Source organism: Mycobacterium gordonae, assembly GCF_001417955.2.
Classification (GTDB): Bacteria; Actinomycetota; Actinomycetes; order Mycobacteriales; family Mycobacteriaceae; genus Mycobacterium; species Mycobacterium gordonae_B.
Genome location: NZ_LKTM01000391.1, coordinates 1 through 20,922, shown reverse-complemented (window position 1 = coordinate 20,922; position 20,922 = coordinate 1). Strand labels below are relative to the sequence as shown.

The 20,922-nt window shown below is 65.7% G+C and carries 24 protein-coding genes and 4 tRNA genes; 13 read left to right on the top strand and 15 right to left on the bottom strand.

All coding sequences use genetic code 11. The features are described from left to right. The coding region (locus AO501_RS34235) for a PE family protein (protein WP_156452936.1) at positions 1 to 699 on the bottom strand (699 nt) is incomplete at its 3' end. 460 nt (positions 700 to 1,159) lie between these two features. Between AO501_RS34235 and AO501_RS34230 the strand changes: the two genes are divergently transcribed. Beyond that, entirely contained in the window at positions 1,160 to 2,950 is a 1,791-nt protein-coding gene (locus AO501_RS34230) for a PPE family protein (protein WP_055581998.1), read from the top strand. Here the strand turns inward: AO501_RS34230 and AO501_RS34225 are convergent. After that, positions 2,943 to 4,580, bottom strand: a complete 1,638-nt coding sequence (locus tag AO501_RS34225; RefSeq protein ID WP_055581997.1) for an acyl-CoA synthetase — start codon at positions 4,578 to 4,580, stop codon at positions 2,943 to 2,945. The genes AO501_RS34230 and AO501_RS34225 overlap by 8 nt on opposite strands. Before the next feature lie 96 nt (positions 4,581 to 4,676). On the opposite strand from AO501_RS34225, the gene AO501_RS34220 reads away from it, so the two are divergent. Then, positions 4,677 to 5,345, top strand: a complete 669-nt coding sequence (locus AO501_RS34220) for a DedA family protein (RefSeq protein WP_055581996.1) — start codon at positions 4,677 to 4,679, stop codon at positions 5,343 to 5,345. 1 nt (position 5,346) lies between these two features. On the opposite strand, the gene AO501_RS34215 is transcribed toward AO501_RS34220, so the two are convergent. Further along, complete coding sequence (locus AO501_RS34215) at positions 5,347 to 5,988, bottom strand: TetR/AcrR family transcriptional regulator (protein WP_055581995.1); 642 nt, start codon at positions 5,986 to 5,988, stop codon at positions 5,347 to 5,349. Positions 5,989 to 6,145: 157 nt separating this feature from the next. Between AO501_RS34215 and AO501_RS34210 the strand changes: the two genes are divergently transcribed. Then, positions 6,146 to 6,571 (top strand): anti-sigma factor antagonist, encoded by a 426-nt coding sequence (locus AO501_RS34210; protein ID WP_055581994.1) that lies wholly within the window; start codon positions 6,146 to 6,148, stop codon positions 6,569 to 6,571. A gap of 6 nt (positions 6,572 to 6,577) precedes the next feature. Here AO501_RS34210 and AO501_RS34205 read toward each other — a convergent pair whose 3' ends face one another. Then, complete coding sequence (locus tag AO501_RS34205) at positions 6,578 to 7,237, bottom strand: TetR/AcrR family transcriptional regulator (protein WP_055581993.1); 660 nt, start codon at positions 7,235 to 7,237, stop codon at positions 6,578 to 6,580. Positions 7,238 to 7,447: 210 nt separating this feature from the next. On the opposite strand from AO501_RS34205, the gene AO501_RS34200 reads away from it, so the two are divergent. After that, positions 7,448 to 8,554 carry a carboxylate-amine ligase gene (locus tag AO501_RS34200; RefSeq protein WP_055581992.1) on the top strand — a complete coding sequence of 369 codons (1,107 nt, stop codon included), beginning with the start codon at positions 7,448 to 7,450 and terminating at the stop codon, positions 8,552 to 8,554. Between the two features lie 25 nt (positions 8,555 to 8,579). Here the strand turns inward: AO501_RS34200 and AO501_RS34195 are convergent, their stop codons facing one another. From AO501_RS34195 to AO501_RS34185, 3 genes are read right to left on the bottom strand one after another with little or no spacing between them, the layout of a single operon-like run. Continuing rightward, positions 8,580 to 8,900: a hypothetical protein gene (locus AO501_RS34195; protein WP_082659024.1), complete on the bottom strand. Its 321-nt coding sequence runs from the start codon at positions 8,898 to 8,900 to the stop codon at positions 8,580 to 8,582. Between the two features lie 55 nt (positions 8,901 to 8,955). Further along, on the bottom strand, positions 8,956 to 9,888 hold the full coding sequence (locus AO501_RS34190; RefSeq protein WP_055581991.1) for a catalase family peroxidase: 933 nt from the start codon (positions 9,886 to 9,888) through the stop codon (positions 8,956 to 8,958). Between the two features lie 29 nt (positions 9,889 to 9,917). Then, entirely contained in the window at positions 9,918 to 10,700 is a 783-nt protein-coding gene (locus AO501_RS34185) for a sulfite exporter TauE/SafE family protein (protein ID WP_055581990.1), read from the bottom strand. A 57-nt stretch (positions 10,701 to 10,757) separates the two neighbouring features. Between AO501_RS34185 and AO501_RS34180 the strand changes: the two genes are divergently transcribed. Next, positions 10,758 to 11,561 (top strand): MBL fold metallo-hydrolase, encoded by an 804-nt coding sequence (locus AO501_RS34180; protein ID WP_055581989.1) that lies wholly within the window; start codon positions 10,758 to 10,760, stop codon positions 11,559 to 11,561. Positions 11,562 to 11,567: 6 nt separating this feature from the next. Here AO501_RS34180 and AO501_RS34175 read toward each other — a convergent pair whose 3' ends face one another. Then, positions 11,568 to 12,443 (bottom strand): hypothetical protein, encoded by an 876-nt coding sequence (locus tag AO501_RS34175; RefSeq protein ID WP_063892982.1) that lies wholly within the window; start codon positions 12,441 to 12,443, stop codon positions 11,568 to 11,570. A gap of 467 nt (positions 12,444 to 12,910) precedes the next feature. Between AO501_RS34175 and AO501_RS34170 the strand changes: the two genes are divergently transcribed. After that, a complete protein-coding gene (locus AO501_RS34170; protein ID WP_055581988.1) occupies positions 12,911 to 13,588 on the top strand; it encodes a GAP family protein in 678 nt (225 codons plus the stop codon). A 4-nt stretch (positions 13,589 to 13,592) separates the two neighbouring features. On the opposite strand, the gene AO501_RS34165 is transcribed toward AO501_RS34170, so the two are convergent. From AO501_RS34165 to AO501_RS34145, 5 genes are all read right to left on the bottom strand, one after another. Then, the gene (locus AO501_RS34165; RefSeq protein ID WP_055581987.1) at positions 13,593 to 13,883 is read right to left on the bottom strand and encodes a hypothetical protein; all 291 of its coding nucleotides are present in this window, start codon (positions 13,881 to 13,883) and stop codon (positions 13,593 to 13,595) included. Positions 13,884 to 13,922: 39 nt separating this feature from the next. Further along, positions 13,923 to 14,216: a putative quinol monooxygenase gene (locus tag AO501_RS34160; RefSeq protein ID WP_055581986.1), complete on the bottom strand. Its 294-nt coding sequence runs from the start codon at positions 14,214 to 14,216 to the stop codon at positions 13,923 to 13,925. Between the two features lie 78 nt (positions 14,217 to 14,294). After that, positions 14,295 to 14,663: an STAS/SEC14 domain-containing protein gene (locus AO501_RS34155; RefSeq protein ID WP_055581985.1), complete on the bottom strand. Its 369-nt coding sequence runs from the start codon at positions 14,661 to 14,663 to the stop codon at positions 14,295 to 14,297. Positions 14,664 to 14,743: 80 nt separating this feature from the next. Continuing rightward, positions 14,744 to 15,550, bottom strand: coding sequence for a polysaccharide deacetylase family protein (locus AO501_RS34150; protein WP_055581999.1), 807 nt, complete (start codon positions 15,548 to 15,550; stop codon positions 14,744 to 14,746). 179 nt (positions 15,551 to 15,729) lie between these two features. Continuing rightward, a tRNA-Val gene (locus tag AO501_RS34145) sits at positions 15,730 to 15,801 on the bottom strand. 179 nt (positions 15,802 to 15,980) lie between these two features. On the opposite strand from AO501_RS34145, the gene AO501_RS34140 reads away from it, so the two are divergent. From AO501_RS34140 to AO501_RS34115, 6 genes are all read left to right on the top strand, one after another. Next, positions 15,981 to 16,053 (top strand) — tRNA-Gly (locus tag AO501_RS34140). Positions 16,054 to 16,081: 28 nt separating this feature from the next. After that, a tRNA-Cys gene (locus tag AO501_RS34135) sits at positions 16,082 to 16,152 on the top strand. A 17-nt stretch (positions 16,153 to 16,169) separates the two neighbouring features. Beyond that, positions 16,170 to 16,244 (top strand) — tRNA-Val (locus AO501_RS34130). A 196-nt stretch (positions 16,245 to 16,440) separates the two neighbouring features. Further along, positions 16,441 to 16,698 (top strand): hypothetical protein, encoded by a 258-nt coding sequence (locus AO501_RS34125; protein ID WP_055581984.1) that lies wholly within the window; start codon positions 16,441 to 16,443, stop codon positions 16,696 to 16,698. Then, positions 16,695 to 17,540, top strand: a complete 846-nt coding sequence (locus AO501_RS34120; protein WP_055581983.1) for a hypothetical protein — start codon at positions 16,695 to 16,697, stop codon at positions 17,538 to 17,540. The genes AO501_RS34125 and AO501_RS34120 overlap by 4 nt, the downstream gene beginning before the upstream one ends. 40 nt (positions 17,541 to 17,580) lie before the next feature. Next, complete coding sequence (locus AO501_RS34115; RefSeq protein ID WP_055581982.1) at positions 17,581 to 18,357, top strand: DUF6602 domain-containing protein; 777 nt, start codon at positions 17,581 to 17,583, stop codon at positions 18,355 to 18,357. A 200-nt stretch (positions 18,358 to 18,557) separates the two neighbouring features. On the opposite strand, the gene AO501_RS34110 is transcribed toward AO501_RS34115, so the two are convergent. Beyond that, on the bottom strand, positions 18,558 to 18,956 hold the full coding sequence (locus AO501_RS34110) for a helix-turn-helix domain-containing protein (RefSeq protein ID WP_156452935.1): 399 nt from the start codon (positions 18,954 to 18,956) through the stop codon (positions 18,558 to 18,560). 211 nt (positions 18,957 to 19,167) lie between these two features. On the opposite strand from AO501_RS34110, the gene AO501_RS36725 reads away from it, so the two are divergent. Next, positions 19,168 to 19,530 carry a hypothetical protein gene (locus tag AO501_RS36725; RefSeq protein ID WP_055581980.1) on the top strand — a complete coding sequence of 121 codons (363 nt, stop codon included), beginning with the start codon at positions 19,168 to 19,170 and terminating at the stop codon, positions 19,528 to 19,530. Between the two features lie 403 nt (positions 19,531 to 19,933). Here AO501_RS36725 and AO501_RS34100 read toward each other — a convergent pair. Then, positions 19,934 to 20,922, bottom strand: a 989-nt coding sequence (locus AO501_RS34100) for a DUF5074 domain-containing protein (protein WP_156452934.1), incomplete at its 5' end; no start/stop codon positions are given.

Genomic DNA, 20,922 nt, shown 5'->3' with positions numbered 1-20,922 from the left:
ACCCGTCCCGCCCTGCCCTCCCGCACCACCGGAGCCGAACCAGTTCGCATTGCCGCCGTGGCCTCCGGTGCCGGGAGTTCCACCGAGCACGCCCACCACGGCGGACCCACCTCGCCCGCCGGCGCCACCGTCGCCGAACAACGTCCCACCGGCACCGCCGTTCCCACCGAGCGCGCCGGCCCCGCCCACACCGCCGATCCCGCCGTTGCCGATCAGGCCCGCGTCTCCTCCGGCGCCGCCGGCCCGGCCCGGCGCGCCCGAACCACCGCGACCGCCGTTGCCGAACAACAACCCGCCGGCACCACCGGGTGCCCCCGAGAAGTCCGGTGCGTCAGCACCATTGCCGATCAGCGGGCGCCCCAGCAACGTCTGGGTCGGAGCGTTGATCAACCCGAGCAGGCTCTGCAGCGGCGACGCGCCGGCCGCCTCGGCGGCGGCGTACGCGGCGGCCCCGGCGGCCAACGATTGCACAAACTGCTCGTGAAAGGCCGCGACCTGCGCATTGAGTGCCTGGTAAGCGCGGCCGTGCGCCGCGAATAATGCCGCAATCGCCGTCGACACCTCATCCTCGGCCGCCGCGACGATCCCGGTAGTCGGTACCGAAGCCGCCGCGCCGGCCGACGACAATGCCGACCCGATTCCCGCCAGATCGCCGGCTGCCGTCGAGACCAACTCAGGTACCGCGATGACAAACGACATCAGTAACCTCCCGACAGGCCTGGCGACGGGACCAGATTTTAGACCCGATGCGATCACTGCGGATGAACATTGCGGCACCCAGCCACCCGACCCGCCAAGCGGATACTTCCGACGACGGTTTCGGCCAAAACGCACCTACGGCCTCGTGATTCTCGATACGGTTGGCCAGCGTCGCGTTGCAGAGTGGTCGGGGAATCAAGACTGGTTGGCAACGCGACGCCCCCCTTTCATCCGGCGGCGAGTCCGGAACACAATTTCTCTGTGCCGCTTGCCTTTTCGCCGGTGCGACAGCCGCTCTGGCGGGTCCTCTCGCCGATCCGCTCGGTCGCCGCTCAGGACCGGCGCGTGGACGCCTTCACCAGATCTGGGAAAACGGAAATATTAGCTAACGCCTCATATACAGTCCCGCGGTATGTAATCCCAGGCTTCAAGGGACCTGGGGAAACCTCTGGAGCCTGTCATGAGTTTTTTGGTATCACCGCCCGAGGTCAATTCGCTGCGCATATTCAGCGGAGCGGGCTCGGGACCGATGTTCGGCGCGGCCGCTGCCTGGGACGGGCTGGCCGCGGAACTGGCGGTGGCGGCCGAGTCATTCGCGTCGGTGACCTCGGGGTTGGCGGGTCAGGCGTGGCACGGTCCCGCGGCGACGGCCATGACATCAGCGGCCGCACCCTATGCGAAGTGGCTGAGCGCGGCAGCGGCCCGGGCCAGTGCGGCGGCCTCTCAGGCGACGGCCGTGGCCGGCCTGTTCGAGGCCGCGCAGGCCGGCACCGTCCATCCTCTGGCAGTGACAGCGAATCGCAATTCCATTGTGCAGCTGGTGATGTCGAATTTGTTCGGGCAGAACGCGCCTGCGATCGCGGCCGCCGAGAGCAGCTATGAACAGATGTGGGCCCAGGACGTGGCCGCGATGGTCGGCTATCACTCCGGGGTGTCCGCGGCCGCCGCCGAGTTGGCGCCCTGGCAATCGCTGGCAGGCCTGGCGAATCTGAACACCAGCATCGGCAACAACGGAGCCTGGAATCTCGGCGTCGGAAACACCGGCGACACCAACCTCGGCAGCGGCAACACCGGAAAAGCCAACGTGGGCAGCGGAAATTACGGCAACGCCAACCTGGGCAGCGGCAACGGCGGCAACACCAACGTGGGCAGCGGCAACACCGGTAATGCCAACCTGGGCAGCGGCAACTGGGGCAACACCAACTTCGGCAACGGCAACTACGGCAATCTGAACCTGGGTGGCGGAAACCAGGGCAACGGAAACCTGGGTCCCGGAAACGTCGGCGACGGCAACCGGGGTGGCGGAAACATCGGCTCCACCAACTTCGGCAGCGGAAACCTCGGCTCCTTCAACCTCGGCAGCGGCAACGCCGGCGACTCGAACGTCGGCTTCGGGAACAAGGGCAGCTTCAACTTCGGGTTCGGCAACACCGGCAACAACAACGTCGGATTCGGGCTCACCGGCGACAACCAGGTGGGTATCGGCGCGCTCAACGCCGGCGTCGGGAACCTGGGCTTCGGCAACTCGGGCAACAACAACATCGGTTTCTTCAACTCCGGCGACAACAACGTCGGCTTCTTCAATTCCGGCTACGGCAACTGGGGATTCGGCAACGCCGGGACCACCAACACCGGCTTCTGGAACGCGGGATCGGTCAACACCGGCTTCGGCAACGGCGGCAACACGAACTTCGGCTTCGACAATGCCGGCATCAGCAACACGGGCGCGGGCAACGCGACGTACAACAGCGTCGGCTTCGGCAATGCGGGCTCCGGCAACACCGGATTCTTCAACTCAGCGCAATACGGAACCAACACCGGCGCATTCAACTCCGGCTACTGGAACACCGGTCTGTTCAGCTCGGGCAACACCAACACCGGGCTGTTCGATTCCGGAAGTTTCAACACCGGCTTCGGCAGCTCGGAAACCCCTGTCGGCCTGACGAATTCAGGGTTCGGCAATGTCGGCAGCAATCTGTCCGGCTTTTACAACACCGGCTCGGATTCGTCGGGATTCCAGAACAGCACCGCCGACGCCTTCGGCTACACGTCGGGCTGGCACAACTCCGACGGCCGGGGCAACGTCGGGTTCTACAACACCGGTTACGCACTGTCCGGCTTCGGCAACACCGGTTCCTACAACAACGGGATCAACAACTCGGGCAATTACAGCTCGGGCATCGCCAACTCCGGCGACAGCAGCTCCGGCGGCTGGAACAAGAGCAACGACAAATCGGGATTCTTCAATTAGCTTGTACAGCTTGCTCTTTCGCCCACCGGTAGTCGGCCTTGCCGGACGGTGACCGCTGCACCTTGGCGCAGAAGATCACCTCTTTGGGCAGCTTGTAGCGCGCGATGTGACGCGCGGCCTCGGCGATGATGCCCTCCGCGTCGGCGTGAGCACCGTCCGCCAGCTGCACCAACGCGACCACCTCGTTGCCCCACCGCTCACTCGGACGGCCGGTCACCACGACGTCGTAGACGGCGGGATGCTCGTTGATCGCGGCCTCGACCTCCTCGGCGAAGATCTTTTCCCCGCCGGAGTTGATGGTCACCGAGTCCCGGCCGAGCAGTTCGATCTGGCCGTCGGCGTCCCAGCGGGCCCGATCGCCGGGAACTGAGTGCCGGATGCCGTCGATGACCGGGAACGTCCGAGCCGTCTTCGCCGCATCGTCGAGGTAGCCCAACGGGATCGGGCCCTGCTGGGCCAGCCAACCGATCTCGTCGTCGCCCGGGGACAGGATCCGCGTCAGGTCCTCGCTGACCACCACCGCCCCCGGATTGGGTGCGAACCTGCCCGACGCATGCTGCGCCGCGCTGGAGACCTGCCCCATCTGGGCGCCCGATTCCGAGGAGCCCCCAGCGTCCAGGATCGTCAGGTGCGGCAGCACTTCCACAAACCGCTGCTTCAGCGGAGCGCTCAACGCCGCCCCGCCGGTGACCAGCACGAACAGCCCGGAAAGGTCGTAGGAGCCGGTCTGCAGTTCGTCGAGGAGCGGACGGCCGAAGGCGTCGCCGACGATCGACAACGACACCACCCGCTCCCGGCTGGCCAGCGCCCACACTTCGGCCGGATCCAGATGGGTGGTCGTCGGCGCCATCACGAACGGCCGCCCGGCACACAAGTTGATGAACGCCGCCCACTGCGCCGCCCCGTGCATCAGCGGTGCGGCCGTCATGGATCCGGGGCCATCGGGCCGGGAGCGCTCCACGATCTCCTCCAGGCTGCGCACCGGCTCACCGGTGCCGAAGGTCCGGCCGCCCATCGCGTTCATGAAGATGTCGTGCTGACGCCACAGCACCGCCTTGGGCATGCCGGTGGTGCCCCCGGTGTAGAGCATGTAGAGATCGTCGGGCGACGGCACCACGTCCAACGGTTCGTCGGAAACCGAGGCCAGCAGCTCCTCGTAGCGCACCGCCCCCGGAAGCGGCGCGTTGCCGGACTCGTCGTCGACGTGGATCAGCCGAACCGGCTTCGACGCGCGTTCCAGAGCCTGGGCCAACGTCGGTGCGAAACGCGCCTGGTAGACCAGCGCATCCGCGTTGGCGTTGCCGATCAGGTACACCAACTCCTCCGCGACGTAGCGGTAGTTGACGTTGAACGGAGCGACCCGGGCCCGGTAGGCCCCGATCATCGCTTCCAGGAACTCGTTGCAGTTGGCCAGATACAGCCCCAGGTGACTCTGGCCCGATTCATGTGGCGCCAACTCGGCGCGTTCCCGGTGGGCGCCCAATCCCCAGTCGTGCAGCGCGCGTGCGAAACGCCGGGCCCGTTCCTCGGTCTGAGCGAAGGTGAACCGGCGGTCACCGAACACGATCGCGTCGCGGTCCGGGTTGGCGGCGGCCACCGCCGAAATGATCTGCGCGAGGTTGAATTCCAACGGGACCTCCGGAGCTGCCCTGAGTCTTGACGTCACGACAGTATTCGCTGACGGCGTTGTGCCGCGTATCCGGCGGCGGTCAGGCATTCTTTATCCATGGATCTGGACGCCCTGCTGCATTCAATCCCGCCGCTGGCGATCTACCTGCTGGTCGGCGGCGTCGTCGGAGTGGAAAGCCTGGGCATTCCGCTGCCGGGCGAGATCGTGTTGGTCAGTGCCGCGTTGATGTCGTCGCATCACGAGATCGGGGTCAACCCCATCGGCGTCGGCGCGGCCGCGGTGATCGGCGCCGTGGTGGGCGACTCAATCGGCTACTCGATTGGCCGGCGTTTCGGGATGCCACTGTTCGACCGCCTGGGCCGCAGATTCCCGAAGCACTTCGGTCCCGGGCACGTGGCACTGGCCGAGCGGACCTTCAACCGCTGGGGTGTTCGTGCGGTGTTCTTCGGCCGCTTTATCGCACTGCTGCGCATCTTCGCCGGGCCGCTGGCCGGGGCGTTGAAGATGCCCTACCCGCGCTTCCTGGCGGCGAATGTGGGCGGCGGCATCTGCTGGGCCGGGGGTACCACCGCCCTGGTGTATTACGCCGGTGTGGCCGCCGAGCGCTGGATGTCCCGGTTCTCCTGGGTAGCCCTGGTCATCGCCGTCATCTGCGGCATCACCGCGGCGATCCTGTTGCGCGAACGCACGTCTCGCGCGATCGCCGAACTGGAGGAAGAGCACTATCGCAAGACCGGAAACCAGGCTGCGGAAAAGGCCGCCTGAACTAACCGACCGCCTCTTCGCGGTCCGTTTCGGGGCGAACGCCGTCGGGCGGGCGGTGCCGATCGATGAGGCCGCGGGCCATGCTGCGCGATCGCAGGGCGGCGTCGGTGTCGCCAACCGCCGCGAGCATGATCGCGCCCTTCATCAGGATCTGCCAGGACCGCGCGAAATCCTCGACGTCGCGCAACCCCGCGGCCACCGCCCGCGTGCGAACGATCTCACGCACATTGTTGATATGGACGATGCTCGGTTGCCCGGCGGGATGGTCGGCGCCCAACTCGAGCAGCACGTTGATGAACGAGCAGCCCTCGAAGCCGTCCCGATTGTGGAACCACTCGTGCAGGACGTCGAAAATCGCCAGCAACTGTTCCTCGGGCGTGCTGCCGAGCGACGCGGAGCGCTCCTCGATCAGGCCGTGCGTCCACAATTGCTCACGCCGCTCCAGGACGGCCAGTACCAGCGCATTTTTGGTCGCGAAGTGCCGGTAGAGCGTCGCCTTGGCCACACAGGCGCGCTCGATCACTTCCTCGGTGCCCACCGCCCTGATTCCACGGCGGCCGAACAATTCGTAGGCGGCATTCAATATCCGTTCACGGGCGGGCACGGCGGGACCCCCGGGGCCCGTGACGTCGGGCGTTGTCATAACGTGACTTACCGTACTCTTACCCCAGCCATGTAGACAGACAGACCTGTCTTGTTATAGAACTGGTATCTACAGGGCGATTTATCTGTCTGTCTTCAGATATGCAGGACGGGCATCCATCGCGGCGCGATTTGCGCCAGTCGATTAGGAGTGCACCATGAGCCTGGTCATCGCAGAATCTTTTTCCTCACATCTCACACTCAGTACCCGCCTGGTCTACCAACTCGGCGAGCCGCGCAGCACGCTGCGTGCGATCACCGATCGCAGTGGCGACGCGGTGGTGATCCACGCCGGCGGTGAAATCGACGCCTGCAACGAGAGCACCTGGCGCCAGCTGGTGACCGAAGCGGCCGCCACTGCCACCGCACCCGGACCGTTCGTCGTCGACGTAACCGACGTCGATTTCATGGGCTGCTGCGCCTACAGCGTGCTCAGCGAGGCCGCCGAACAGTGCCGCCGTCGCGGCGTCGAACTGCGGCTGGTGACCCACGCCCCGATCGTCAGCCGGATCGTGGCTGCCTGCGGACTGACCGCGGAGTTGCCGATCTTCCCGACCGTGGACAACGCCCTCGCGATTTCCTGACGACGGTTACGCCGCGCCGTGGCGAGCGCCGCTGGCCGCCAACTCGCGGTCTGCCCCGGCCGGCGGGGGTCCCACTTCGAGTACCGATCGCACCGCCGCGCGCAGGTAGTCACGCAGGATGGGCAGGCTGTACCGTCCACCGCGCAGACCGATCCACTTCGGCAGATCGATGATGCAGGTGGCGATCAGGTCGACTGCGCCGTCGTCGCTGCGCCCCCAGAGGCCTTCGGCCAGCTGGGCCATGACCGCGGCGAGTTCGCGCTCGAGGCCCTGCAGGTGCTCGGCGATATCGGCGGGCATCGGTTGGCTGACGACGTCGTCACGACGCACCGTCATCAGGCATGCAGACGAACCCGGGTACAAGTCCGGGTACAGCAGCGAGGTCTCCGCGGCGGCATAGACCGCATCGAGGGGTTCACCGCCGGGCTGGGCCTTCGCCTCCTCGACGAGACTGGTCAGCTGATCCAGAAAACGACGTTCAGCCCGGATCCAGACCCGGCCCAGCAGGCCGCCGCGGGATTCGAAGGTGCGGTAGATGGCGCCGTTGGAGACACCGGTGGCCTTGGTGAGCGCGCGGATCGTCACGGCTTCGATGCCGTCCTGGGCGACCAGGTTCTCGGTCGAATCAAGGACGTAGTCGTGTTCCTGCAACCGGGGACTTAACACTGCTAGATCGCTCCTTCATCGGACCGTGCCGCGCACGCTCACTGAACCCACCCCAGAGACCCCGTGAGGGCCGAACTCCGGTTCCCTTCGAGGCCATTGTCTCCAACTAACCGCGTTCGTACTGGGAAATCGCCGACATGGCCAAGTTCCCATGCATAACACCGGGTGAGAGCAGGTTTGCCCGGTCACCAGCCGGGTAGGTTGCGGGACATGAGCACGCGGCAATCGGAGGGTGACCTGCCGACGGTCGGTGTGGAAGAAGAGTTTCTCTTGGCCGCCCCGGACACCGGCGAGCCCGCTCCCCGCAATCGGGACGTGGCCGCCGAGGCCGCACGCCGCGGCGTCGAGCTCGACGTGGAGCTGGCCAGCTGCCAGGTGGAGACGACGTCCAGCGTCGCGACCACTGCTGCACAGCTGCACGAAGAGCTCACCGAGCTACGACGCACAGCCGCGCGGGCCGCCGAAGCGGTCGGCGTGCGCCTGCTGGCCCTGGGACTGCCTCCCGTCACTCCCCACGAGTTCCCGGTGACCGACACCCCCCGCTACCGTCAGATCGGCGAGCGGTTCGGGATGGTGGCACATGAGCAGGGCATCTGCGGGTGCCATGTCCACGTGGCGGTGCCCGACCGCGGTGCGGCGGTCCACGCCGGCAACTGGGTGCGCCCATGGCTGCCGACTTTGCTTGCGCTGTCGGCGAATTCGGCGATCTACCGCAACAGCGACTCCGGCTATGCCAGCTGGCGCAGTGTGTTGTGGCGGCGCTGGCCCGTCGCGGGTGCGCCGCCGTATTTCGCCTCGGTTGAGGAATACGACCGCACGGTGGGGATGCTGGTCGAGACCGGGGTGATCCTGGATGCCGGGATGGTCTACTGGGACGTGCGCCCGTCGGCGGATTTTCCCACCGTGGAGGTGCGGGTCGCCGATGTGCCGGCGACCGCCGCCGACACCGTGTTGCTGGCCACGCTGATCCGGGCGGCCGTGATGACCGCGGTCGACGAGCGCGATCGCACCGTCGACCGGTTGCCGCCGGCCGCGTTGCGGGCGGCGTACTGGAAGGCCGCGCATGACGGGCTGGCCGGCAGCACCTTGGATCTGGTCGACGGGCGCGGGGCGGTTCCGGTGCGCGAGCTGCTGAGCGCGTTGGTGCACCGGGTCCGCCCGGCACTGGACGCCCTGGACGAATACCACCACGTCGTCGACGAACTCGACCGTGTCACCGCGCTCGGCAACGGAGCGATGCGGCAACGTCGAGCGTGGCAACGCCGCGGCGCGGCGCTGGACGTCATCGAGGACGCCGCGGCGGCGACAGTCAGTTGAATCCTGTTGCGCCAGTGATGATCAATTAACGAGGCGGTGTCGTCGGCGTACTCGAAGGCGGCGGCTGCGGAATCGTTGAACGCCCCGGGCCCAGGTTGCCGGGCCCCATCATGCCCCCGGGGCCCATCATTCCGCCGGAGCCCATCATCGGGCAGGTCCCGTCGCGTCCGCCGCCGGAATTTCTCGACCCCCAGGTGTGGCCGTCCTGCGACCAGGCCACGAAAAAGCCCGAGAAGAAAACCACCGCCACGATGAAGACGATCCCGGCGACGATGCCCACCCAGGCCAGGAGTTGACCCAGCCAGCGACCTTCGGCCGCCGAATCGGGTTCAGGTTCTTGCGTCATACCCCCGGACGCTACGACTCAGATACCCCACGGGGGTAGAGCAATAAGTCCCTGATCATCCGGGTGCTTCGGCGCCGCGGTCGACGCCGGTCCGCAGTTTGACCGACGCCGAATATGCCAAGGTGCGAAAGTGCAGCACCGGGTCCTCGGAGGGTTCGATGCCGTCGGTGACGCGCATCGGGTCGAAGACGACGATGTCGCCGCCGTGTTCGCGCTCGGTGTCCACGCCGGTGATCTCGATGGTGCCGACGGTGACCGTGTCCGCGCTGTGCCAGGGCGCCGACGGATCCACCGTCGAATCGTTGGGTCCGGCGATCTGGACGCGGTAATCGAACCGCACCGGGCTGTTGCCGAGGCGCGTGTTCAGTTCGTCGGTGAGGAAGTCGCGGTCCTTCTTGCGGGACGCCAGTAGCGACAGGTGCTCTACCCCGGCGACCGGGATCAGATGGTAGCGAACGAATCTCGCGCTGCCGTCGGCGGCGACCCAGCGGAAAGCATGCAATCCGTGGTATTCGATGGTGGCGTAGCTTGCCGGGGTCTTACCGGCGGCGGCCAGAACCGGCAGAGCACGCAGCAGGGCCGGCCGGGTCGCGAAGAGGCGGGCCAGCCGGGCCGGCATCGTCGCGCCGGGCCGCAGCGCCTTGAGCAGGTCGACGAATCCGTCGGGTCCGCTGGCGGCGAACAGGCGGGCGGTCTGCGTGGAGACGTCGGTTGTGCTGCCGTCGGCCAGAGTGAACTTCACGGCCAGGCCGCGCACGCCCGGTGCACCGTCCGGTTGAGCCGGGTTGCCCGAGCCGTTGGAGAACCGCACCAGTGTCGGGACCGGCGAGCCGTCCAGATGCTGTGCGCGGGAGAGCCCCGCAGCCTCCGGCGTTGCGGTGAAGGTGCCGCGGTACAGAGTGCCCTTGGCGTGCAGGGCCCGATAACCGGGGCAGGCACCGCCGGCGCCCCGGATCGCGGCGATTGCGTCATCAGGAGTAACCGGCATTGCCGAATCGTATGTCTTCGCAGTCGCATTTACACGGCGAGCAACCGGTACAGCCCGATCAACCCGACCACCACGATGGTGGCGCGCAGCGCATTTGACGACAGCCGTCGTCCATAGCGTGCGCCGATCAATCCCCCGATCAGCGAGCCGACCGCGATCAGCCCGGCTACCGGCCAGCTGATCCGTTCCCAGGCGACCAGCGTATAGCTCACCGCGGCAACGACATTCACAATCAGCGTGAGCAGATTCTTTGCCGCGTTCATGCGTTGCACCGATTCCGGCAGCAACGCGCCCATCACGCCGACCAACAGGATGCCCTGAGCCGCTGTGAAATAGCCGCCGTAGGCGCCCACCAGGAAGGTGCCGATGACCAGCGCCGCCATTCTGCTCGGCGTGATGTGATCAGCGGAGCGGCCTGCGTCCTCGGCGCGTCGGCGTGCCCACGACTGAATCCGCGGACCGATGACGACCAGGATCAAAGCCAGCACCAGCAGCACGGGCACGATTCGGGTGAAGACGCGTTCGGGCAGATGCAGCAGGAGGTAGGCACCCAGTACCGCCCCGGCCAGCGACGCCGGGATCTGCCACCGCAGCCGCCCCCATTGCCCACGCAGTTCCCTGCGATAGCCCCAGGTGCCCGAGACACTGCCGGCCACCAGGCCGATCGCGTTGGACATGGTGGCGGTGACCGGCGGGTAGCCCAGCGCGACCAGCGTCGGAAACGTGATGAGGGTGCCCGATCCGACGAGCGCATTGATCGCGCCGGCCCCGAGCCCCGCCAGTCCGATCAAGATCATGTGGGAAACCGACACCCGAAAACCCTAGACTCACCAACGAATCAGTGTTTGATCCGGAGTGGACTCATGCCAGTGAACCCTCGGCGGCGCGACTGTGCGATCAGTGTTCTGGGCGGTCCGACGACGGTGGTCGACATCGGCGGTCACCGGATCGTGATGGACCCGACCTTTGACCCTGCCGGACCACACGCCTACCTGACCAAGACCGTCGGCCCCGCCGTCAGCGCCGAAGCGCTGGGCCCGGTCGACGTGGTGCTGATCAGCCATGACGAGCATCCCGACAACCTGGACGACGCGGGACGCCGCTTCGCCTTGACCGCTCCCCTGGTTCTCACCCACCCCGGGGGCGCCGGCCGCTTGGGGCCACCGGCGCTCGGGTTGGCTCCCTGGCAGTCCTTCGAGTTGCCCGGCGGATCGGATCGCCTTGTGGTGCAAGCGGTTCCAGCGATCCACGGCCCCGCCGACGGGCAACGGGACGCCAGCGGTCACGTCAACTGCGAGGTGACCGGGTTCGTGCTGTCCGGCCGCGGCCTCCCCACTGTCTATCTCAGCGGCGACAACGCCTCGATCGACGTGGTCAGGCAGGTGTCCGAGCGGATCGGCCGCGTCGACATCGCGGTGCTGTTCGCCGGTGCGGCCAGCGTGCCCAGCAAGGAGCGCGGCCGCCCGCTGACCCTTACGTCGGCTCGCGCGGCGGCCGCCGCCGAAATCCTGGGCGCCGCCTTGGTGATACCTGCTCACGTGGACGGCTGGGCCCACTTCACCGAGGGCGCCGACGACTTCGTCGCGGCCTTCGACCAGGCCGGGATCAGCGGTGTGCTCGGGGTGGCCGCCCACGGCGAGTGGATCGACTGGAGCGATCCGAGCACCCGCTGATCAGCCCTAGCTGCCGGTGTAGGGGATGTTCGGGATGTTGGGGATGTGCGGAAGGCTGTTCAGCGACGGCATCGGACCACCCTGCTGGAACAGCTGCACCGCGGCGTTCTGGCCGTTCTCATTGGCGACCCAGTCACGCACCGTGGTGTACAGGTTGGTGCTGGCCTGGGTGGCCAGTTTCGCTGCCAGTTCATACATCGTCATGTTCGTGCCGGGGATGACCTGTGCGCCACGCGGGGTGTGCGGGCCGTCCTTGTTCAGGGCCGTGTGGCACTCCTGGAAGCCGGGCGGCGGTCCGCCGGCCGGGCAGCCCTCCAGGGGGAACTGCTGGGAGAAGTCGATGTTGTAGTAGCCCGTGTGCAGATCGGCCGGGAAGTCGGCCGGGTTGCAGGTCGGGAAGATCGGCGGCGCAAGCCGGTCCAGCTGGCCGATGGCGACGTTCTCCTCGACCCAGTTGGAGTGGGCGTAGAAGTCCTGCTGGGTGTGCAGCAGCGCCCCGAAGGCGGCGCGGGCGCCGGGTCCGTCGACCTCCACGTTGCCGTTGAGGACGGAGCCGCTGAGCACGACCGGGGAGAAGACGTCCCAGGCCTGGCGGGCCCGGTTGCAGATGTCGACCGGGTTGATCGAGTTGTCCAGGTGGCGGAACTCGTCGGTGGCGAAAACATCGCTGCCCATGGCACCGCCGCCGGGCGGCGGGCCGATCAGGATCTGGTTGACGGCCAGCTGGCTGACCTGGTCTGCGGGCAGGGCGTTGCGGGTGATGGTCTCGTGGTACTTGACATAGAAGGCTTGCGCCGTCGGGGCCCCGAAAGAAGCGACCGCGGCGAGGCTCGCCACTATCGCGACGAGGACGCCCAGCGGGTGTCTGCGGGTCAGCGTCATGAAATCTCCGTGCTCGATGGACGTGCTCGATGGGCGTAGTGGCGTGCGTTTTCGTAGACGTTTCCTCATGAACCTTACGAAATCAATAAACAGTCGGCGATATCAGCACCGGCAATCAACGCCACCGACTATTGGACGGCCGCTCAATAAGGGGCGAATTCCGGAACGTTGGTAAGGACCGCGAGTCGGCTAGGATCCGTTGTGCCGCTTGCTTTTTCAGCTGAAACCATGGAGGCGCAACCTGACGTCGCACCAATCCGGTTCGCCATTACGCCGGCGGATTGCGATTATGTGTTTTCGATAGGAGCTCGGTGTGCGGCCTGCGCCGTAAATCCATTGCAGCGCTTGGGGAACCGACTAGGGGCCCCGGGCTCCACTTGGAGGTCCTCGGCGCTCCCCCGCTCCCGTCGTCCGGTGCGTCGGCTTTAACCTGTGCAATGCCCTGCCGTGCACTACATTGGCTACCCATGGCAGGAAGCTGGGGCTCGGTCCTCACCGGGCTGATTCCACTCGGACTGGTCGTCGCGGTCTCGCCGATCACCATCATCCCGGCGGTCCTGGTGCTGCAGGCGCCGAAACCGCGGCCGAGCGGGCTGGCTTTCCTTGCCGGATGGGCGCTGGGACTGGCAGCACTGACCGCTGTGTGCGTCGGGGCCTCGGGGCTGCTCGGCGGGTTGCACAAGACGCCACCGAGCTGGGCTTCCTGGCTGCGCATCGTCCTGGGCTCGGCGCTCATCCTGTTCGGCATCTACCGCTGGCTGACCCGGCAGGGCCATACCGAATCGCCGGCCTGGATGCGGTCGTTCGCGACGATCACCCCCACCCGCGCGGCGCTGACAGGTGTGGCTTTGGTGGTCGCACGTCCTGACGTGCTGTTCATCTGCATCCCAGCAGGATTGGCGATCGGCGCCAGCGGGCTCGACCACATCGATGTCTGGCTGGCCGCAACGTTTTTCGTCGTGATCGCCGCGTCATCGGTCGCCATTCCGATCCTGGCTTATGCGGCCGCGGGTACCCGTTTGGACGATACGATGGCGCGGCTCAAAGACTGGATGGAAAAGAACAACGCTGCCCTGATGGCGGTGATCCTGGTGGTGATCGGCGCGATGGTGCTCTACAACGGAATCGACGCGTTGAAGCGCTGAGACCTCAGAGATACGGCAGCGTGGTGGTGCGATAGGTCTCGCCGGTGTCCGCGAGCAGTTCGGCGAACTTCGCCCGCAACGTCGCGGTGTTCTCGCCGACCGTCTTGTCACAGAATCGGCAGTGCGCCGTGAAGCGCGTCTGCTCGCTTTCCGCCGGCCAGAACCGGCGCGGCCCGACGACGGCCCCAGGGTCGTACTGCGTCGACTGATGTGCGGTTTCGCGCATGATCCTGCCCACCGGGTGAGCCTGCGGGCATTCGAGTTTGAGCGTGCCGATGCCTTCGTTGAAGCTCATGCGGTCGACGGTATGCCAAACCGCGTCGCCTCGCCTGCGCTAGACGTCGGCGGTCGTGTATCTCTTCTTGTTCGGCGGCGCTGCCAACAGCGGCGGAAGCTCGGTCACCTTGCCCTCACCGGCGCGGAAGCGGCGGTACGCCTCGTCGTGCTCGACGGAGTCCCAGACCTCGTAGATCAACCAGTGCGCTTCGTCGTCCTCGTCGACCCATACGTCGGTTTGGAGGTTTCCGTCGAACGCGCGGGTGACCTCCAGCGTCCGGCTCATGAGTTCCCGGCCGGCAGCCACCGACTCGGGCTTGAACTGGAGCTCGAGAATCACTATGACCGCCATGCCGTCTCCTTTTTCGCGCCCCGACCAGTCGCCGACTTCACCGAGCCTGAATTCTTGCAGGTCTGCACTTTCGGCCCTTCAGCCGGCCGCCCACTCCTTGGCCTGCTCCAGCGCGTCGAGACCGAACACGGCAAGCTCGCCCGGAACAATCCACGCCAGCGCGTGCAGCACGTGCGCGACCCAATCCAGATCGGTGACGATCGCGATCCGTTTGAAGGCTGAGTGGTGCGGCAGGACGGTGCCGAAGCCAAGCTTGAGGTCCTCGATCAACCCGCCAGGCCCGAAGCCCTCGTAGTCCGACGGGATGACCTCGACGATCCTCACCTCGCCGGTGTCCAGCCGCTCCTGCAGGCTGGGCTTGATCTCGCGAAGCTCGTCGCCGCGCAGTCGGCCCGATACGCGGATACCGGTGACTCCCTCCGGCATATCCGGCAACATTTCAATCATCGGATTCTTCTTTCTGTGTCGGGGTGATACCCCTGCGTCCAGTCAACCCGTGCCGATTCAGGTGCGCAACGGTGTGCGTCTCAACCACTCAATCGTGTTGTGCTACGCGGGATCTCGGAGCGCAAGAAGACGTCGTTGAGGGTTACGGTGCGCAGCCGGCGCGCCCGGATGATGTCGACCAGCTGTCCGTAAACGTGCGTGATGGGAGCGTGGTTGAGGTGGCCGATCACGATGGTCTGCGGCGCGAAGTACTGGTAGGCGAGCCGGACGATGACGTCCTCGGGAAGCAGGGCGGAGTCCCGCAGGTCGCCACTCCACAGGGTGGGATTCTGATAGCCGAGATCGGCGGCGACCGCGTCGACGGCGGCGTTGTGGTGTCCGTACGGCGGACGGAAGTACGGGGCGGCGTCCACGCCGTAGGTGTTGCGCAGGAAGGCGTCCGTGCTTTTCAGTTCGTCGGCGATCTGGCTCGGCGCGAGCCTCGTCAGGTCCGGGTGGGTCCAGGTGTGGTTGGCCAACTGAATCTGCCCGGATTCGACGAGCGGTCTGAGTTGCGCCGCGTTCTCGGTCCAAGAGCGATAGCCGGCGGTGACGAAGTAGGTGAGCCGCACGCCGGTGTCCTTGGCGAACTGTGTGTAGGCCCGCACGACCGCGGTGTCGGCGCCGTCATCGACGGTCCATGCCAACAGGTCACCGCTGCCGGGAAGTTGCTTCAGGACCGTGCCTCGCGGCAGTGGTAGCCGCGAACCGGGGTCGGGCGGCGGCAACAGATTCGGTGGCAGCGGGCCTGGGCCCGGTGCCGAGCCGAGCACGTCGGCGTGCGCCATTGGCATCGTTGCCGCCGCGACGGATGCGGCCACGGCGACCAGAAACCTCCGCCGGTCCAGTTCGCTCACGTCCGCACTCCTCGGCCCCGCGGTGCCCACAATCCGCCCAGGCGCCTGACAGGCTATGCGGTGCCCAGGCTCGATTTCGGGTGCAACTGCCGAGTGTCGCGGTCAGGTATGAATTCGTGACCCGGGGTTGGTCAGCTTGCGACCGGGCCTCAGAGAGAAGTTTGGAGGTGTGGTCCCGGCTGGGATCGAACCAGCGACCTTCCGCGTGTGAAGCGGACGCTCTTCCACTGAGCCACGGGACCGGCGCCGAGAGGCGAACGACGTCGAACACTAGCATGACCGCCACATGGGGCGGGTGGCCCAGGTGTTCGAGGGCCGGTCCCGGGCCCTCTTCGACACGCTCTGAGCAAGGAATTTGTGTGGGCACGCTCACTGGACTATCGTCGTGCTTCGCACCGGGCGACGATCTCGCCCGTTGCGCGCGGATGTAGCGCAGTTGGTAGCGCATCACCTTGCCAAGGTGAGGGTCGCGGGTTCGAATCCCGTCATCCGCTCGAAGGTGCAAATGGCATCAATCCCAGCGGTGGAGTGGCCGAGTGGTGAGGCAACGGCCTGCAAAGCCGTGCACACGGGTTCGATTCCCGTCTCCACCTCCGATTTCGATCCCCCAGCGCGATTAGCTCAGCGGGAGAGCGCTTCCCTGACACGGAAGAGGTCACTGGTTCAATCCCAGTATCGCGCACCAGAGTTCTTGCAGTTCAGAAGTACTTTTGGGGATCAGATTGCAAAATCGTGGACTCCCCGTGGACTCCGTTGGAACGGTGTATTTCGTCGGAATCCAGGGAAGACCACTGATGCCGACGACGAGAATGCCGCCTCGGGATCCGGCCCGGCAGGGGAAGTTTCAGCGAATCACCCTGTGAACGACATAGTCTTTTCGCATGAGCGAGACCACCTGCTACGCCATCGCCAAGGTCGACGCGGCCGGCAAGCCCGTTGCCTACCTCCCATACATGGGCGAGAATTGGCAGCCCACCATGAGCTATTCGCTGACGCCCCACCGGTCTAAGGCGTGGAGATTCCCCGTCAGGTGGGCTGCGGAAGAAACGCTGGAAGTAATGAAAGCGACTACCGGCGACCAAGGTCTTAAGGTCATCGGAATTGACTGCGACGGGCCACCCCTCACCCTCGCGCCTTGAAAACTCCCGACTCCCAACGACGCAGGCAGACCACCCCGGATGAAGTTGTTGCCATCGCGCGCCGCCTGCGCCACCGACTCGCACGTCACCTCGACGCCCTCGAAGCCGGTGCAATCGGAGCCGTAGACGACGTGGCAGCGGTCCTCCGAACACTGCTCGCCCACGGCGCAGGCGATAACGCGATCGAGCGGCTATGCCGAATCAAGGGTATCTCGCTCCCCCAGTTCAACGTCTCGAAACCAGTCGCCGACCACCCGCAGATCGGCCTCGCCTTCGGTGCGGTACCAGCACTGCCCGGCGGCGATGAACCGGTCAACTCCGTAGACCTCAACACCTGGCGAGGGATGAAAGCGCTCATCATCCGTGGTGCACCACGAAGACTCAGCACGTGGGAGCAACTCATCACGGCATACGCCAACACATACGGATCACACCTCAGCGGAACCATCCCCCACCTTCTGTCGCACATGTCGTCCATCTGCTACAGCGGCCACCTCGACCTCGGCGAATACCTAATTCACTGTGCGGGACTCGTCGCCGAGGATGCCCTACAGCAGACCCTAGGCAGGATCGACGGCGATACGGCACCAGCATCACCTCGACACCGCAGATTGAACCCTCTCGTTCGCCTCATTGTGGAATCCAGACCTCCCCAACCACCGCAGATGACCGCTGGCTTCACGCTCGAAGGCCGTCCCTTCGGAACACCCGTGCCTATCGCCAAAGTGCTGATCGACGGTGTCTACATGCTGCTGGAACTGACGCCGACAGCCGCAAAGGAAGTCGAATACCACTATGAAGTCACGAACGCCGAACCGGAATGGTGGGACTCACCGGCCTAACGCCACCCACGCGAACGAACGTCCGGCCCACAATGGGTCGGTGAATGCGATTAGCGATTTCTGGGCCAGGGGTGGCGCGGAACTGCGCGCAAGCTTCGAGCGCACTCGTCAGGCGCAGAAAGATTCCCACATTAAAGGCGGCGCGAACGAACAAGCGCTTGCGAGGTTTCTCCGAGAGAACCTCGGAGCTAACCGGGTCGCGCTTAGCTCATCCATCATCGACCCCAGCGGTGCACAATCCGACGAGGTTGATGTTGCGGTCGTCAATCAGTATCAGCCGCTGTGGACCTGTGACAGCAACCAAGTGTTGATCGCGCACGCAGTGGACGCCGCATACCAAGTCAAGGCACGGCTCAGCACCGAGGAACTCCGCCGAGCAATCAGGAATGCCCGATCTGTGAAGCAACTAGTGCGGCCCGGCGGCGGGCAGGGAAGGGAAACCTTCATAGCGCCAGCGGATAAGCCCCGATTTGTTGATCGGATCCCGTACTTCATCTTCGCCTACACGACCAACGTCACCGGAGAAGCCGCCATCAAACTACTCAGAGAGGAACTCGACGGCGTCCCATGGTACGAACAGCCCGACGGAATCTTCGTACTAGACGACTGGGCAGCTATCAACGTCGGCGACAACGACGGCATGAACAGATTGTGGCCAGCGGAACTTAGGGGACTGACCCTGACTCATACCGACGAGCAGTCAGCCCTTGCGCAAATGCTCTGGACGCACTGCGGTTTCGTTCCCCTCATCGTTTACCGCGCACACCCAATCCGGCTTTACCATCCGTTTCCCGACCGCCCGTCCGAGCACTGGTGAAACCACACTTGCACCCGCGACGGAGTCTTCGACCCCGAATTTGCGATCACCCACAGCGCCAAACGACGCGGATACACCGGTTACGGCGGATACATCATCGGTGCCGCATCAAGCCGCCTATGCCCCGACCAGCAAGCCACCGTAGACGCACGGGCCAACAGCCACTGAGCCTTGAACGATTGCGCTCAAGCGCATAAGTATCACCACACGGTGCCGTCAGGCCACACCCGACGCCCCGCCGCTGCCCAGTGCCCCCGCACCGGATGATCCAACGGCAGATGTCCCAACCGGAAATACTGCAAGTCGTCCAACCGGGCGATATCTGCCGGACACGCCACCTCGGTGCACGCCAACCCACCCTGATACTTCGACAGCAGCGCATCCAGCTCGGCGTCCACTTCCGGATCGTCGGCACCCTCCTGCGCCCGCCGATAGTCCTGAATCACGCGGTGAACGCTGGTGCGCGGCAAGTCCACCGCGGCGGCGATCACACGGACCGACTCACCCGCGAGATGAGGCCGAACGATCTCCTGCGCAGCCAACAACTCCGCGTCACGAGTCCGACGCGGCCGGCTCGACGGATCATTTCGACTGGTCACAGCATCAAGCGTAAAGCCAGCAAACGACAACACCCTGACGCAAGGACAAGGCCGCCGGCCCCAAGACCGGGGCGCGTTCGGTTCTGTAAGCCAACTCCCATCCGGGCGCTGGCAGGCCCGCTACTACGGCCCCGAAGGTAAAGCCGGACGCCGGTACAAAGCGCCCACCACGTTCACCACCAAGAAATCGGCGCGGCAGTGGCTGTCGACCGTGCAGGCCGACATCATCCGCGGCAAGTGGCTGCCACCCGAGGACACGACACCAGCTGCACCGGGCACGAAGGCGCTCACGCTCGCGACGTACGCCAACACGTGGCTCGAGCAACGCGACCTGAAGGACCGCACGCGCGAGCACTACCGCAAGCTGTTGGAAGCGCACATCATCGGCAAGCCGATCGGCGGGTTGCCGCTGCGCTCGATCACGGCCGACGACGTGCGGGCGTGGTACGCGAAGCTCGACAAAGACACCCCAACGTTGCGGGCGCACTGCTACGGACTGCTGCGCACCATCATGGGTGCGGCTCGGCGAACCCTTGCGTCATCCGGGGGGCCGGGAACTGTGCGCCTCCCATAATCCCCGGCGTGGACTCCCCGTAGACTCGACGGGGTTCCGCCAGCTTACTACCAAACTCCGCGAGATTCCGGTATAGGAGGGCATGTCCGCAGGTAGGCCGTCTATCTGCGCAGGTCACCCTGTATGCCAGCAAACTAGATATCACTGGTTAAATCCCAGTATCGCGCACCAGCGTTTGTGCATGTCAGGCCCGGTTTTCACCGGGCCTTCGCTGTTTAGGCGGAACAAGCGCGCGATAGGACCGGTTCGAGCATCCGGCTCGTCGAGCATCGCAACGCGCGAACACTCGGTGGCGCTTGATGCGCTCTACGAACTACGCGCGGCAGAGCGTGGTGGTCGCGGTTGCCGACCCGTGCCCAAAAGCATTTGTCAGTGGGCTCTTTGAGCAACTCACGCTGGAACGTCAGGTGATCACCGACACCCTGTCACCGACGCCTGAGTACGTGACGTAGAGGTTGCCGAGGGCGGGACCGGTGGAGCTGACCGCCAACCCGCGCGGGTCGGCGCCGATGGGGATGGTGGCAGTGACGGTGTTGGTGGCGGGGTCGATCACCGCCACCGTGCCGCTGGTGGTGAGGTTGGTGACGTAGACGGCGCCGGTAGTGGGGCTGACCTCCACTCCGAAAGGTTCGGTGAGGGGGATAGTGGCGGTGACGGCGTTGGTGGCGGGGTCGATCACTAACAGCGTGTTGGTACCTAGGTTGGTGACGTAGACGGTGCCCGTGTGGGGGCTGACCGCCACTCCGAATGGATAGGTGTCGACGCCGACCGGGATGGTGGTTGCGACGGTGTTGGTGGCGGGGTCGATGACTGACACCGTGCCGCTGTAATAGTTAGTGACGTAGACGGTCCCGGCGGCCGGGCCGGTGGGGCTGACCGCCACCCCGAACGGCTCGTCACCGACGGGGATCGTGGCGCTCACGGTATTGGTGGCGGGGTCGATCACCGACAACCTGCCATTGGCCACGTCTGTGACGTAGATGATGCCGGTGGGGCTGACCGCCACCCCGCCCGCGATGCCGCCAACGGGGATCGTGGCGCTCACGGTATTGGTGGCGGGGTCGATCACCGACACCGTGCCGTCGGAAAAGTTGGTGACGTAGACGGTCCCGGCGGCCGGGCCGGTGGGGCTGACCGCCACTCCCGTGGGGTTGCTGCCAACGGAGATGGTGCCGGTCACGGTGTTGGTTGTGGGGTCGATCACCGACACCGTGCCGGATGAATGGGTGACGTAGACGGTGCCGGGAGCCGGGCCGGCGGCGCTGACCGCCACTGCGGTCGAGTCATAGCTGACGGGAATGACGGTGCTGCCGGCGCCACTGCCGCTCCCACCGATGCCGCCATCCCCACCCGCGCCACCCGAACCACCGCTGGCCCCGCTCGGACCAGCAC

Coding starts and splice junctions, on each gene's coding strand:
- AO501_RS34230 (WP_055581998.1), top strand. CDS start 1,160: ATGAGTTTTTTGGTATCACCGCCCGAGGTCAATTCGCTGCGCATATTC.
- AO501_RS34220 (WP_055581996.1), top strand. CDS start 4,677: ATGGATCTGGACGCCCTGCTGCATTCAATCCCGCCGCTGGCGATCTAC.
- AO501_RS34215 (WP_055581995.1), bottom strand. CDS start 5,988: ATGACAACGCCCGACGTCACGGGCCCCGGGGGTCCCGCCGTGCCCGCC.
- AO501_RS34210 (WP_055581994.1), top strand. CDS start 6,146: ATGAGCCTGGTCATCGCAGAATCTTTTTCCTCACATCTCACACTCAGT.
- AO501_RS34200 (WP_055581992.1), top strand. CDS start 7,448: ATGAGCACGCGGCAATCGGAGGGTGACCTGCCGACGGTCGGTGTGGAA.
- AO501_RS34195 (WP_082659024.1), bottom strand. CDS start 8,900: ATGACGCAAGAACCTGAACCCGATTCGGCGGCCGAAGGTCGCTGGCTG.
- AO501_RS34190 (WP_055581991.1), bottom strand. CDS start 9,888: ATGCCGGTTACTCCTGATGACGCAATCGCCGCGATCCGGGGCGCCGGC.
- AO501_RS34175 (WP_063892982.1), bottom strand. CDS start 12,443: ATGACGCTGACCCGCAGACACCCGCTGGGCGTCCTCGTCGCGATAGTG.
- AO501_RS34170 (WP_055581988.1), top strand. CDS start 12,911: ATGGCAGGAAGCTGGGGCTCGGTCCTCACCGGGCTGATTCCACTCGGA.
- AO501_RS34165 (WP_055581987.1), bottom strand. CDS start 13,883: ATGAGCTTCAACGAAGGCATCGGCACGCTCAAACTCGAATGCCCGCAG.
- AO501_RS34160 (WP_055581986.1), bottom strand. CDS start 14,216: ATGGCGGTCATAGTGATTCTCGAGCTCCAGTTCAAGCCCGAGTCGGTG.
- AO501_RS34155 (WP_055581985.1), bottom strand. CDS start 14,663: ATGATTGAAATGTTGCCGGATATGCCGGAGGGAGTCACCGGTATCCGC.
- AO501_RS34125 (WP_055581984.1), top strand. CDS start 16,441: ATGAGCGAGACCACCTGCTACGCCATCGCCAAGGTCGACGCGGCCGGC.